Origin of the sequence: Sandarakinorhabdus sp. (assembly GCF_040398645.1) — a bacterium.
In the GTDB taxonomy this organism is placed as follows: domain Bacteria; phylum Pseudomonadota; class Alphaproteobacteria; order Sphingomonadales; family Sphingomonadaceae; genus Sandarakinorhabdus.
On the sequence record NZ_JBBATR010000045.1, the window covers coordinates 6,223 to 19,335 of the forward strand.

General features: G+C 63.7%; 16 protein-coding genes. 12 read left to right on the plus strand and 4 right to left on the minus strand.

The features are described from left to right. Positions 1-101 precede the first annotated feature (101 nt). From ispH to ABWP50_RS10125, 4 genes are read left to right on the plus strand one after another with little or no spacing between them, the layout of a single operon-like run. Entirely contained in the window at positions 102-1,082 is a 981-nt protein-coding gene (ispH, locus tag ABWP50_RS10110; protein WP_353217870.1) for a 4-hydroxy-3-methylbut-2-enyl diphosphate reductase, read from the plus strand. Positions 1,083-1,091: 9 nt separating this feature from the next. Beyond that, positions 1,092-2,051: a homoserine kinase gene (gene thrB / locus ABWP50_RS10115; protein ID WP_353217871.1), complete on the plus strand. Its 960-nt coding sequence runs from the start codon at positions 1,092-1,094 to the stop codon at positions 2,049-2,051. Then, positions 2,041-2,514, plus strand: coding sequence for a ribonuclease HI (gene rnhA / locus ABWP50_RS10120; protein WP_353217872.1), 474 nt, complete (start codon positions 2,041-2,043; stop codon positions 2,512-2,514). The genes thrB and rnhA overlap by 11 nt, the downstream gene beginning before the upstream one ends. A 59-nt stretch (positions 2,515-2,573) precedes the next feature. After that, positions 2,574-3,983 carry a PucC family protein gene (locus tag ABWP50_RS10125; protein WP_353217873.1) on the plus strand — a complete coding sequence of 470 codons (1,410 nt, stop codon included), beginning with the start codon at positions 2,574-2,576 and terminating at the stop codon, positions 3,981-3,983. Positions 3,984-4,101: 118 nt separating this feature from the next. On the opposite strand, the gene ABWP50_RS10130 is transcribed toward ABWP50_RS10125, so the two are convergent. Together ABWP50_RS10130 and ABWP50_RS10135 are read right to left on the minus strand one after the other, a co-directional pair. Continuing rightward, a complete protein-coding gene (locus tag ABWP50_RS10130; RefSeq protein ID WP_353217874.1) occupies positions 4,102-4,365 on the minus strand; it encodes a light-harvesting protein in 264 nt (87 codons plus the stop codon). A gap of 18 nt (positions 4,366-4,383) precedes the next feature. Then, positions 4,384-4,536 carry a light-harvesting protein gene (locus tag ABWP50_RS10135; RefSeq protein ID WP_353217875.1) on the minus strand — a complete coding sequence of 51 codons (153 nt, stop codon included), beginning with the start codon at positions 4,534-4,536 and terminating at the stop codon, positions 4,384-4,386. Between the two features lie 379 nt (positions 4,537-4,915). On the opposite strand from ABWP50_RS10135, the gene ABWP50_RS10140 reads away from it, so the two are divergent. Then, positions 4,916-6,433, plus strand: a complete 1,518-nt coding sequence (locus ABWP50_RS10140; RefSeq protein WP_353217876.1) for a M20/M25/M40 family metallo-hydrolase — start codon at positions 4,916-4,918, stop codon at positions 6,431-6,433. Positions 6,434-6,567: 134 nt separating this feature from the next. On the opposite strand, the gene ABWP50_RS10145 is transcribed toward ABWP50_RS10140, so the two are convergent. After that, positions 6,568-7,305: an Npun_F0296 family exosortase-dependent surface protein gene (locus ABWP50_RS10145; protein WP_353217877.1), complete on the minus strand. Its 738-nt coding sequence runs from the start codon at positions 7,303-7,305 to the stop codon at positions 6,568-6,570. 279 nt (positions 7,306-7,584) lie between these two features. Further along, positions 7,585-8,676, minus strand: a complete 1,092-nt coding sequence (locus tag ABWP50_RS10150; protein ID WP_353217878.1) for an MBL fold metallo-hydrolase — start codon at positions 8,674-8,676, stop codon at positions 7,585-7,587. 80 nt (positions 8,677-8,756) lie between these two features. On the opposite strand from ABWP50_RS10150, the gene ABWP50_RS10155 reads away from it, so the two are divergent. From ABWP50_RS10155 to ABWP50_RS10185, 7 genes are all read left to right on the plus strand, one after another. After that, complete coding sequence (locus ABWP50_RS10155; RefSeq protein ID WP_353217879.1) at positions 8,757-9,362, plus strand: FMN-binding negative transcriptional regulator; 606 nt, start codon at positions 8,757-8,759, stop codon at positions 9,360-9,362. After that, positions 9,359-10,012 (plus strand): HAD-IA family hydrolase, encoded by a 654-nt coding sequence (locus ABWP50_RS10160; protein ID WP_353217880.1) that lies wholly within the window; start codon positions 9,359-9,361, stop codon positions 10,010-10,012. Before ABWP50_RS10155 ends, ABWP50_RS10160 begins: the two co-directional genes overlap by 4 nt. Continuing rightward, positions 10,005-10,223, plus strand: a complete 219-nt coding sequence (locus ABWP50_RS10165; RefSeq protein ID WP_353217881.1) for a hypothetical protein — start codon at positions 10,005-10,007, stop codon at positions 10,221-10,223. Before ABWP50_RS10160 ends, ABWP50_RS10165 begins: the two co-directional genes overlap by 8 nt. Positions 10,224-10,231: 8 nt before the next feature. Beyond that, entirely contained in the window at positions 10,232-10,435 is a 204-nt protein-coding gene (locus ABWP50_RS10170; RefSeq protein WP_353217882.1) for a hypothetical protein, read from the plus strand. Next, positions 10,432-11,133, plus strand: a complete 702-nt coding sequence (locus ABWP50_RS10175; RefSeq protein ID WP_353217883.1) for an ATP12 family chaperone protein — start codon at positions 10,432-10,434, stop codon at positions 11,131-11,133. Before ABWP50_RS10170 ends, ABWP50_RS10175 begins: the two co-directional genes overlap by 4 nt. A 66-nt stretch (positions 11,134-11,199) precedes the next feature. Continuing rightward, positions 11,200-12,732: an acyl-CoA carboxylase subunit beta gene (locus ABWP50_RS10180; protein ID WP_353217884.1), complete on the plus strand. Its 1,533-nt coding sequence runs from the start codon at positions 11,200-11,202 to the stop codon at positions 12,730-12,732. Positions 12,733-12,742: 10 nt separating this feature from the next. After that, positions 12,743-13,113 (plus strand): DUF2269 family protein (locus ABWP50_RS10185; RefSeq protein ID WP_353217885.1); only part of this gene is annotated, 371 nt, incomplete at its 3' end.

The following is a 13,113-nucleotide window of genomic DNA, read 5'->3' on the forward strand; positions in this document are numbered from 1 at the left end:
GCAAGCATTCTGGGCAAGCATCAAACCGCGGCAACGCTGGCGGGCGCCGTTTGCATCCGGGGGGTGGCGCGGTCACATTCGATGGTTTATTGCCTTCGCGCATGAGCACCGCCGATATCGCCCTGACTGAAACCGTGTCACCCGCCGTCCCGGCCTTGCACGTTCTGATCGCTGCGCCGCGCGGCTTTTGCGCCGGCGTTGATCGTGCCATTCACATCGTGGAAATCGCCCTGGAACGCTGGGGCGCGCCGGTTTATGTGCGCCACGAAATCGTGCACAACAAATTCGTCGTCGATAGCCTGAAGGCCAAAGGCGCTGTGTTCGTTGAAGAACTGGACGAAGTGCCCGACGGCGTGCCGGTGGTGTTTTCGGCGCACGGCGTGCCCAAGGCGGTGCCGGCCAAGGCCGAAGCGCGCGGCCTGACCTATGTTGATGCCACCTGCCCGCTGGTTTCAAAGGTGCACCGCCAGGCCGAACGGCTGGTGGCGGCCGGGCATCATATCCTGTTCATCGGCCACCACGGCCATCCCGAAGTGATCGGCACCTTTGGCCAGGTGCCCGATGGTGCCATGACGCTGATCGAAACCGTGGAGGACGCGCGGACGATCCAGCCGGCCGATCCGGCCAATTTGGGCTTCCTGACACAGACCACCCTGTCGGTTGACGACACCTCCGACATGGTGGCCGAACTCAAGCGGCGCTTTCCGGCCATCGAAGGCCCGCGCGGCGATGATATCTGCTACGCCACGTCCAACCGCCAGGCTGCCGTGAAGGCGATGGCGCCGCGCTGCGAACTGGTGCTGGTGATCGGCGCCCAGAACAGCAGCAACAGCCAGCGTTTGCGCGAAGTCGCGGAACGTGAAGGCGCCCAAAGCTGGTTGATCCAGCGGGCGGCCAATATCGATTGGCGCTGGTTTGATGGCATCACCACGGTGGGCATCACCGCTGGCGCGTCGGCACCGGAATTGCTGGTGCAAGAAGTGCTCACTGCGCTTGGCGAACGTTATGTGGTCACCACCGAGAACATCACCACCGCTGTTGAAGAAGTGGTGTTCAAGCTGCCACGTTCCCTCACCGCCTGATTTGCGGCGATGGCGGTGTACACGCCGGTCAGCGCCGCTGATCTGGCCGGGTTTCTGGCGGGCTATGATGTTGGCGACGCCGTCAGCTTCAAGGGCATTGCCGAGGGTGTGGAAAACAGCAATTTCCTGGTGGAAACCACGCGCGGCCGCTATTTCCTGACATTGTACGAAAAGCGCGTTGCTGAAGCCGATCTGCCGTGGTTTCTGGCGCTGATGAGCCATCTGGCCGGCAAGGGCCTGCCTGTCCCTGGCCCGATCCGCGACCGCGGCGGCGATATCCTGCAGCGGCTGAATGATCGCCCGGCCTGCATGATCGAATTTCTGCCCGGCGTCAGCGTGACCGAGGCAACGCCGGCGCAGGCTTTGGCGGTTGGCGCGGCGCTGGCCGGCCTGCACGGCGCGGCGCAGGATTTCACTGCTGTGCGGCCAAACACGCTGGGGCCGGCGGCGTGGGCACCGCTGGCGGCGCGCTGTGACGGGCGGCTGGGCGAAATCCACGCCGATTTGCCCGATATTGTCGCGGCTGGCCTGGCGGCAACGGCGAACTGGCCGGCAGATTTGCCAGTGGCGACCATCCATGCCGATCTGTTCCCGGACAATGTGCTGCTGCTGGACGGCAAGGTCACTGGCCTCATCGATTTCTATTTCGCCTGCACCGATGCCCGCGCCTATGATATCGGCGTCACCCACGCGGCCTGGTGTTTCTCCAATGATGGCCGGCAGTTTTATCCGGAGCGCGCAGCGGCGCTGATGGCGGGATATGCCAGTGCGGCGGCGCTGTCGCCAGCCGAACAGGCGGCGCTGCCGCTGCTGGCCGCGGGCGCGGCGCTGCGCTTCACGCTCACGCGGGCCTATGATTGGCTCAACACCCCGGCGGGCGCGCTGGTCACCCGCAAGGATCCGATGGCGTTTGCGCGCCGCCTGCAATGGTATCTGGGTGCCACGCCGGGGGCGATGCATGGTTGCTGAAACCGGGGCTGCGCGCGTCGCGATTTTCACCGACGGCGCGTGCAAGGGCAATCCCGGGCCGGGCGGCTGGGGCGCCATCCTGCGCTTTGGCAATCTGGAAAAAGAGCTGAAGGGCGCCGAGGCCCACACCACCAACAACCGCATGGAATTGCAGGCGGCGATATCGGCGCTGAACGCCCTCATCCGGCCATGCGAGGTCGATCTGACCACCGACAGTGTTTATGTGCGCGATGGCATCACCAAATGGGTGATCGGCTGGCAGCGCAATGGCTGGAAAACCGCCGACAAGAAGCCGGTGAAGAACGACGATCTGTGGCAGGCCCTGCTTGCGGCCGCCCGCCCCCATGTCGTGCGCTGGCACTGGGTGAAGGGCCACGCCGGCCATGCCGAGAACGAACGCGCCGACGCGCTGGCCAATGCCGCCATCGCCGCCATGCAAGCGGATGCAAGACCGAGAGCCTGACGCGCTACCGGCAACAGAAGCTATTGCCAAACCACACCCAATCGGCTTTTTGTCGCATCATGACAGCTGAACCGCAAGCCAAGGGGCTGAACGCCCAGCTCATCAAGGTGTGGACGACGTGGGGAACGCGCTTTTTGCCGTTTGCCGATGTCGCCAGCCCGGAATTGCCGTTATCGCGGCTGCTGCGCCTGTCGCTGATCCAGGTCAGCGTTGGCATCAGTCTGGTGCTGCTGGTCGGCACGCTCAATCGTGTGATGATCGTGGAATTGGGCGTGCCGGCGTCGCTGGTTGGCTTGATGCTGGCCTTGCCGCTGCTGGCGGCGCCGTTTCGCGCGCTGGTGGGCCACAAATCCGATACCCACAAATCCGCGATGGGCTGGCGGCGGGTGCCGTACATCTACATGGGAACGATGGTGCAGTTTGGCGGCCTGGCGTTCATGCCGTTTGCCATATTGGTGCTTTCAGGCGCGCAGCAGGCCGGTGATGCCCGCCTGTGGCTGGGCATGCCCACCGCGGCGCTGGCGTTCCTGATGGTCGGGGCCGGCATTCACATCACCCAGACCGTGGGCCTGGCGCTGGCCACCGATCTCACAAAGCCGGAACAACAGCCAAATGTCGTTGGCCTGATGTATGTCATGCTGCTGCTCGGTTCGATCGGGGCGGCGCTGTTTTTCGGCTGGGCGCTGGCGGAATTTTCGCAGGCGCGCTTGATTCAGGTGATCCAGGGCTGCGCGGTGACCACCTTGTTCCTGAATTTCATCGCCCTTTGGAAACAGGAAACCCGTATTCCCAGCCGCTTGCGCCAGGCGCCGGCTGCACCCGATCCCAGCTTTCGCGAAAGCTGGGATTTGTTCATGTCGAGGGACAAGACGCTGCTGCGGCTGGTGGCGGTGGGATTGGGCACGCTGGCCTTCGCCATGTCCGATATCGTGCTGGAACCCTATGGCGGCGAAGTGCTCAATCTCGGTGTGGGCACCACCACCCTGCTGTCCGCGTTGACCGCTGGCGGCAGCCTGATCGGCTTTGTCTATGCCTCCTATATTCTCAGCCTGGGCGCTGATCCGTTCCGCATGGCCAGCCTGGGCGCGTTGATTGGCGTGCCGGCCTATGGCCTGGTCATATTGGCGGCCGGTTCGGATACGCCGTCGATCTTCACGCTGGGCGTGCTGCTTGCCGGGCTGGGCGCCGGCCTGTTCGGTCACGGCACCTTGACCGCGACGATGCAATTGGCCCCCAAGGGCCAGGTCGGCATTGCCATGGGCGCGTGGGGGGCCGTGCAGGCCACATCGCAAGGGGTTGGTGCCACCATCGGCGGCGCGATCCGTGACCTGTCGCGCGGGCTTGATCTCGGGCTGGCGGCGACGCCGAAGGCCGATGGCTATGTGATGATCTTCGGATTGGAACTGGCGCTGATGCTGGCAACCTTGATTGCCATGTGGCCGCTGCTGGACCGCGACCGCGCTGCGTGATGCGCCGGGGCTGAATGGCGCCGCGGCAGCAGGCGGTAAACAGACAGAAAAAAGCCGGTGCCCCGCCATGGGGACACCGGCCTTGATCAATTACCCCGGTGCAAACCGAGGGTGAAGCTTACTGAGCAGGAGCAGCTTCTGCAGGAGCCGCTTCAGCAGCCGCAGGTTCAGCCGCAGGGGCCATTGCATCAGCAGCCGGTGCACCGGCCACAGCCGGGGCAGCAGCGACAGCGGCGCCGCCTTGCAGGAATTCCTTGTACCAGGTGGTGTTGTTCAGAACCGCCAGGTGCACCATCAATGCGGTGCCAGCGACCCAAACGAGGAAAAACAGCGGCAACCCGATGCTGGGGTTGACGTAGAGCCAGATACGACCTTCGTTCATGTGACCAACTCCCCTAAATTATTTCAGCCACGGCGTAAGCGCGTAGGCAAGGATGTGAGCGAGGAGCGCAGTCGCGCCGTACAAGCGGGTGCCCCACTTGAGGCCCTCGTTGATTTCGATCGCTTCTTTCTCCGTCAGCCCAGTCGGGTAGACTTTCGTATCATCAGACATATTTGCTCCCTTTCCGATCCAGAATTACCGCCGGCGCAATATGGTGCCGGCAATTGTGCCTGTTTGTCGGAATGGATAAATCCACCGATCCGACCCCATTTTGCCTTGATCGGTCCGCCGCCTGTCCGCCCAGTGACGCAGGGCAGCGGCAATCCGTCGCAGCAAGGCCATTACTAGCCATTCCTCCGCGTGTGTCAATCTGTCGCGAACGCTGCGCACACAAAAAAGTTCCACTGGCCGGGCGCACCCGCAACTTGCTGCAATGCAACAAATATTCCCGTTTTCTGCGCGGACAATTGCCAATGGCTTTGCGCGGGCATAACCATCGTTCTGTCGCCGGGCCACGTTCAGCAAGCCGCCGCAGCGCAGGGGATTATCGATGACCATGTTTGATCGCCGCACCGTTTTGGCCGCCAGCGCTGCCGCATTGGCCATGCCGGCGGCCGCCCGCGCTGCTGCTGCACCCGCTGTGGCCGCGCAAAAATCCATTCGCGCCGCCATTGATCGCCAATTGCCGGACAATATCGCGCGCATTCAGGACTGGATCAAAAATCCCGGCATTGCCGCTGAAAACTACCGCATGGAGGAAGCCTGCGGCTACACGATGGGGCTGATCCGGGATGCCGGCTTCCAGATGGTCAAGCGCATGCCGACCAAGGGCCAGCCCGGCATTTTCGCCACGCTCGATGCCGGTGCCAAGCGCACGCTCGGCATTTATTTCATGTATGATGTCAAGCAGGTGACGCCATCCGAATGGAGCTCCCCGCCCTTTGATGCCCGCATCACCAACAAGCCCGGCTGGGGCCAGGTGATCGTGGGCCGCGGCGCCATCAACCAGAAAGGCCCGGAAGCGGCATTTCTGGCCGCGTTGCACGCCTTTCGCGAAGCCGGGCAGAAATTGCCGGTCAACCTCGTGCTCGTCGCCGAAGGGGAGGAAGAAATCGCCTCACCGCATTTCCATGAGATCGTGCAGGCCCCCGAGGTACTGGCTGCCCTGAAAAAATGCGACGGCATCATCATCCCGACCGCCTGGCAAAGCGCGAATGGCAGCACGTCGATCAATCTGGGATCGAAAGGCCCGATCGAATTCCAGTTGATCGCCAGCGGCGAACGCTGGGGCAAGGGGCCGAAGGGCGACATCCACAGCAGCCAGCACGCGCATGTCGATTCGCCGGTGTGGCATCTGGTGCAGGCGCTGAACACGCTGGTGAAGGATGATGGCTTCACCCCGGCCATCGACGGCTGGTTCGACAATGTGCGCGGCCTGACAGCGCGCGAAAAGGAACTGATCGCGATGACCGCGGCCAGCCAGAGCGAGGCACAGGCCAAGGCGGCGATGGGCGTCAAGATGTGGATCAACAACGAGCCGTGGCAGCAATCGCTGGAGCGTTTGGCGTCGCAACCAACGGTGAACATTCAGGGCCTGGTCGCCGGCTATACCGGCCCGGGTGGCAAGACCATCCTGCCCGGCCGCGCGGAAGCCAAGCTGGAATGCCGGCTGGTGCCCAACCAGACCTTCCGCGAAGCCGAAGCCAAGCTGAAGGCGCATCTGGCCAAGCGCGGCTTTGGCGATATCGAAGTGGTGGTGTCCGGCGGCTATGACCCCACCGAAACCGCCGAAGACGCGCGCGTGGTGCGCGCCCAGCAAGCGGTTTATGCGCGGTTCGGCGCAGCGGCGACGCTGTATCCGCGCAACGCCGGGTCATGGCCGGGCAGCGTCTTCACCCAGCCCCCCGTCTCCCTGCCCGCAGGCCAGTTCGGCCTCGGCCACGGCAGCGGCGCGCACGCGCCCGACGAATATTTCCTGATCGAAAGCATCAACCCGGCCGTGCAGGGCCTTGCGGGCTGCACGGCCGGGTTTGTGGATTTCCTGTATGAGATGGCGGTGACGAAATAGCGTCGGCTTGCGCAGCAGTGGATTCGCGAAAAAGCCCGGTTGCCAGAGCCTGTTGCAGGCCCCGACAACCGGGCTTTTGCGTTCAGATCAGCCTGTCACCTCCGTGCAGACGGTGGCGGCGGCATCGCGTTGGTTCAGGCAGCAACAGCCGTGTTGCGGCGGCGCGCCGTCACGCCAACCATGCCGAAGCCGGCGATCAGCATCAGCCAGGTGGCCGGTTCCGGCACCGCACCAAAGGTGTGGTTGTCGGTCTGGTAGCCGGCGTTGGCGTTGATCGGCGAAGCCTGGCGGATCACCACTTCGTCAAAGAAGCTGGTCTTGTTCACAAAGTTGATGAACACGAACGGTTCGGCAGGCACCGAACCACCACGCGGGTTACCGCAATAGGCGTTGTTGACGTTCGGGCAAGCGCCGACGGCTGCCAGCAGGTTGGCCGGTGAGAAGGTGAACACCGTGTTGCCGCCGCGGCGGAAATCGACGAAGTTGCCCGGATCGAACGCCGACACATACATGCCGAAATAATTGGTGCCGCGGCCAGCCGTCTGATTGATGGTGATGGTTTCCGACGTGCCGCCGGCCACACGCATGTAACGGCCACCAGTATTGCCCGCAACCGGGCCAGCGCCGCCGTTGGCGTCATTCGCAAGCGTGGCGATGGTGTTGTACGAAACGCTGAAAGTGGGGTTCAGAACGTTGGTGAAGGTGGCGTTGGTGGCAGCGCGGCCGGTGAAGGTTTCGACCAGCTTGCCGAAAACCGTGCGGGTGGTGTTCTGCACCTTGGCGGCTTCGAATGTGACCTGGAAATTGTCGACCGCATAGGCCGGGGACGCGGCCGCGAGCATCATCGCTGCGGCAAAGGCAATGTTCTTCATGTCTTGCACCTTTCATGCGAATCAGCACCGGTGAGCGGAGCCTTCAATTCACGATTTGTTAGTACAATTCGCAGCCTGAGCGGTCAAGTAGATGTATAGAGTTAATTAGCAAATATGAACTGACTATGCATGAAGATTGGCAGCGTGTTGCCAAGCATGCCAAACCAAATGTTGCGCCATGTTACTGCCAGCGGGAACAGCGCTATCGGCCCCCACGCCAGCGTCGGCCAATGTGCCAGAGCCAAATCTTCGCAAGCCCCGCCCAGAAAAGCGGCAAATTCAGACTTTTACGAACCGGTCCACCCCGCCCGCGTCCGTCACACGGATCACCCGGCCGCGTTCTTCCAGCCAGTGCAGGTGGGCGACGGTTTCGCCGGTGGCCAGGCCATAATCCGCTTCCCCGATCGGGCGGCGGAACAGGGCGGCGAAGCAATCGACCGCTGTGCGCGGGGTTTCACAGAACGCCTCCAGCTTTTCCAGCTTGCCGTGGTGATCGGCGGCGAGTTGGTCCAGCCTTGTGTGCAGGCCAAAGAACGGCTCGTTGTGGGAGGGCAGCACCAGCACATCGGGCGGAATGGCGCGAAGCGTGTCGATGCTTTCCAGCCAATCGGCCAGCGGATCGGCATAAGGCTCGTTGGTATAGACCGACACGTTGCTGGTGATGCGCGGCAGCACCTGATCGCCGCTGATCATCAGGCCATCGGACACCAGGCAGGCATGTTCGGGGGCATGGCCGCGGCCGACCACGATTCGCCACTGGCGCGCGCCGATGGTCAGCATATCGCCGTCGCGCAGCCGCTTGAAGCCGGCGGGCATTTTTGAAATGATCTTGCCGAAATTGCCCCAGGCCTTGGCTTTCATCGCCGCCACCTGTTCCTCGCTCCAGCCGGCGCGCACCGAGAACGCCACGGCTTCATCAGGCGGCGCATCGCCCACATCCAGGGTAAGCGTGCGCGCCAGCAGATATTCGGTTCGGGTGATTTCCAGCGGCACGTTCCATTTGCGGCACAGCCAGCCGGCCATGCCGAGATGATCGGGGTGATAATGGGTGACGATCACGCGGGTGACCGGCTTGCCGGCAAACGGCCCGGCAAACAGCGCCTCCCAATCGGCCTTGCTGCTGGGCAGGCCGACACCGGTGTCGACGATGGCCCAACCGTCTCCGGCATCCAGCACCCACAGATTGATGTGATCCAGCCCGAACGGCAGGCCCATGCGCACCCAGAAAATGCCCGGCGCCACTTCTTCCGCTTCGCCCGGCCCCGGCACCCAGCGGCCAAGCGGGTAATGCAGGCCCTTGATCTCGTCCGGAACACGCGGCGCTGTGCTCGGTTGTCCGGCGGGAATGGCGATGAGCGGCGGAGTTTCCATGGTGCAACCGGTAATCGGCTGCTCGCGCGGCGTCGACTCTCCTTGCGGGCAGGCTGGGATTTGCGGCAGGGAAAGCAGCGATGCACCCCAACAGCGCCTTTCGCACCGATGATGATCCGCTCGCCTTTGTGGCGGCCCACGGGTTTGCGCATATTTTTGCGGCCACGCCCGCTGGCCCGCGCGTGGCGCACGCGCCGGTGCTGGTGATGCCGGGCGGCACGATCATGTTTCACCTGGCGCGCGGCAATGCGCTGGCCCAAGCCTTCAATGGGCATCTGGATGGCCTGACGGCGCTGATCAGCGTGGGCGGGCCGGGCCATTATGTCTCCCCCAACTGGTATGCGCAGCCGGCGAACAATGTGCCGACGTGGAATTACCAGGCGGTGGAGATCGAAGGCCCGGTGCGCGCGCTGGACATGGCGGAACTGGAGGCCTTGCTGCACGCTGCATCCGCCACATTCGAACCGCGCGTTGGGGAGGATTGGACGATGCACAAGATGGAGCGCCCACGCGCCGAAGCGATGATGGGCGCCATCACCGGTTATGAACTCACCCCCATCGCCGTCCGCTCCACGCTGAAGGCCAGCCAGAACCGCAGCGACGCTGATGCGCACCGCGTCATCGCCGCGCTGGAACGGTTGGGCGAACACGCCGGGGCCGCCGCCATCCGAAGGACCAGGCCATGAAACTTGCGGTGTTCGATTGCGACGGCACGTTGATCGATAGCCAGATCAACATCATCCGCGCCATGGCCAGCAGCTTTGCCCGCCACGGCCTGGCGGCGCCGGAAGAGCATGCCACCCGCCGGGTCGTCGGCCTCAGCCTGGTCGAATCGATGCAGGTGCTGTTGCCGGACGCCGACAATGATCTGCATGTGTCGTTGGCGGGCGATTATAAATCGGCATTTCAGCGCCTGCGGGCCGACAAGGCGCTCGATGCCGAACCGCTGTATCCGGGCATCCGCGATTTGCTTGATGGGCTGCACAGCGATGGTTGGCTGCTGGCGGTGGCGACGGGCAAATCGGATCGCGGCCTGAAATTCGCGCTTGAGCATCACGGCATCCACCATTTGTTTGTGTCGCTGCAAACCGCAGATCGCCACCCATCAAAGCCGCACCCGTCCATGCTGCGCGCCGCGCTGGCCGAGGCGGGCGCGCGCGCCGACGAGGCCTTCATCATCGGCGACACGGTGTTCGATATCGCCATGGGCCAGGCCGCCGGCGTGCGCAGCATCGGCGTTGATTGGGGCTATCATGATGCGCATGAGCTGATGGATGCCGGCGCGCTGGATGTTGCGGTTGATGCGGCGCAGCTTTTGGAGTTGCTGAATGGCTGAATTGCCAGCCCGGTTGGCGGCGCGATTGCGCTGGCTGGGCCGGGTGCTGGCCGTGCTGTCGCTGCTGTTTGGCGCGGCCTTTGTGGTGCTGGCGCGGCGCAGCGCCGGCTCCAGCGACGCAGCCACATTGGCCAGCGGCTTGTTCTGGGGCGCGGCGGTGCTGCAATTTGCGCTGGCGCTGCTGTTGCTGTCCCGCCGGCGCAAGGGCTAAGACGGGTCATGACCGAACCGCATCTTTCTGTGGCGCAAGCGCGCAAACGCTATCTGATGTACGTTGCGGTTCGCTTTGCCGGTCTGGCGGTGATGGCCATCGGCCTGTGGCTGACCCGAACCGTCGGCGAAGCACCGGGCGTGGCCGTGGCGCTGATCGGCGGGCTGACGCTGTTTGTGCGGCCAAAACATCTGGGCCTGACCACCAAGTGAAGCGGTTCTGGAAGACCGCCAGTGTTACCACCGGCGACCATGATTGGGGCCATGATTGGGGTGTGGCGCTGGACGGCAAGCCGTTGCGCACGCCGGCGCGGGCGCCGCTGGCGGTGCCGACGCTGGCGTTGGCCGATGCCATTGCCGCCGAATGGAATGCGCAAGGGGACATCGTCAATCCGCGCAGCCTGCCGATGACCGGGCTGGCCAATGCCGCCATCGACCGGGTGGCGCCGGATGTGACTGGCTTTGCCGATGGGCTGGCGGTGTTTGCCGAGAATGAACTGCTGGCCTACCGCGCCGGCCATCCCGCGCCGCTGGTGGCGCAGCAGGCGGCGGGGTGGGACCCTTGGCTGGCATGGGCGCAGACGCGTCATGGCCTGGAATTCACGCTGGTGACCGGCATCATCCACCAGCCGCAACCGCCGGCGACCCTGGCGCGGGTTGCGGCGGCCTATCGCAGCTTTGATGTGTTTCGCCTGGCTGCGCTCAATCCGGTGGTGACGATTTCGGGTTCGGCGCTGATCGGGTTGGCTGTGGCAGACGGCGCCATGGATGCGGCCACCGCCTGGGCCATCGGGCATCTCGATGAATTGTGGCAGGCCGAACAATGGGGCAAGGACCCGCTGGCCGAGGCTGGCCATGCCGAACGCCAGGCCGATCTGGCCGCAGCGGTGCGGTGTCTGGCGCTGCTATGAACAAAGCGGCTTGCCCGGCGCGGCGCAATTGCTACGAACGGATGCAATCGGGAGTGTAATGCCGCCATGCTGAAGACCTTGCAGGAACTGGAACGCCGCCGGGCTGCGGCCACACTTGGTGGCGGCCAGAAGCGTATCGATGCGCAGCACGCCAAGGGCCGGCTGACGGCGCGGGAGCGGCTGGATATCCTGCTCGATCCCGGCTCGTTCGAAGAGCTGGACGTGTATGTCGAGCATAATTGCACCGAATTCGGCATGCAGGACACGGTGATTCCCGGTGACGGCGTCGTTACCGGCAGCGGCACCATCAACGGCCGCCTGGTCTTTGTGTTCAGCCAGGATTTCACCGTGTTCGGCGGTTCCCTGTCGGAGCGCCACGCACAAAAGATTTGCAAGATCATGGATATGGCCATGAAAGTCGGTGCGCCGGTGATCGGCCTGAACGACAGCGGCGGCGCGCGCATCCAGGAAGGCGTGGCGTCCCTGGGCGGTTATGCCGAGGTGTTTCAGCGCAACGTGCTGGCATCGGGCGTGGTGCCGCAGATCAGCCTGATCATGGGGCCATGCGCTGGCGGCGCCGTCTATTCCCCGGCGATGACCGATTTCATCTTCATGGTGAAGGACAGCAGCTACATGTTCGTCACCGGGCCGGACGTGGTCAAGACCGTGACCAACGAAGTGGTGACTCAGGAGGAACTGGGCGGCGCCATCACCCACAGCACCAAATCCGGCGTGGCCGATCTGGCGCTGGAAGATGATGTGGATGCATTGCTGCGCACCCGGGCGTTTTTCGATTTCCTGCCGCTCAACAACCGCGAAAAAGCCCCGTTTCGGCCGACCAGCGATGATCCGTTGCGGCTGGAACACAGCCTGGACACGCTGATCCCGGCCAGCGCCGCCAAGCCCTATGACATGCACGAGCTGATCCGGAAGGTCGCCGATGATGGCGATTTCTTCGAATTGCAGCCGGGCCATGCCGGCAATATCCTGATCGGCCTGGCCCGCATCGAAGGCCACACGGTGGGCATCGTCGCCAACCAGCCGACCGTGCTGGCCGGCTGCCTGGATATCAACGCCAGCAAGAAGGCCGGGCGTTTCGTGCGCTTTTGCGATGCCTTCAACATCCCGATCGTGACATTCGTCGATGTGCCCGGATTCCTGCCGGGCGTGGCGCAGGAATATGGCGGCATCATCAAGCATGGCGCGAAACTGCTGTTTGCCTATGCCGAAGCCACGGTGCCGAAAATCACGGTGATCACCCGCAAGGCTTACGGCGGCGCCTATGACGTGATGGCGTCAAAGCATCTGCGCGGCGATCTGAACTACGCCTGGCCCACCGCCGAAATCGCCGTGATGGGCGCCAAGGGCGCCGTGGAGATCATCTTCCGCCAGGACATCGGCGACAAGGACAAGATCGCAGCGCGCACCGCCGAATATGAAGCGCGCTTTGCCAATCCGTTCGTGGCGGCCAGCATGGGCTTCATCGACGAAGTGATCATGCCGCACGCCACGCGGCGGCGCATTGCAACGGGCCTGCGCAAGCTGCGCAGCAAGACGCTTGAGAACCCATGGAAAAAGCACGATAATATCCCGCTTTGACAGCAGGTTGATGCCCGAAACCTATCTTGTCTGGAAATTCCTGCACATCACCGGCGTCGTGATGCTGATGGGCAATATCACCGTCACGGCGATCTGGAAGTTCTTCGCCGATCGCGATGGCCGCCCGGAGGTGCTGGGCTTTGCGCAGAAGCTGATCACCTACACGGATTGGGCCATGACGGTGTGGGGCGTCGTGCTGACGATGGTCGGCGGCTACGGCCTCGCCATTGTTGGCCATTTCCCGCTCACGGAAGGCTGGATGCTGTGGGCGCAGCTGTGTTTTGTGGCCGCGGGCCTGATCTGGATGGGGCTGATCGTGCCGATCCAGATCAAATCGGCGCGGCTGGCGCGGCAATTCGCGGACGGGGGCGAGGTGCCGGA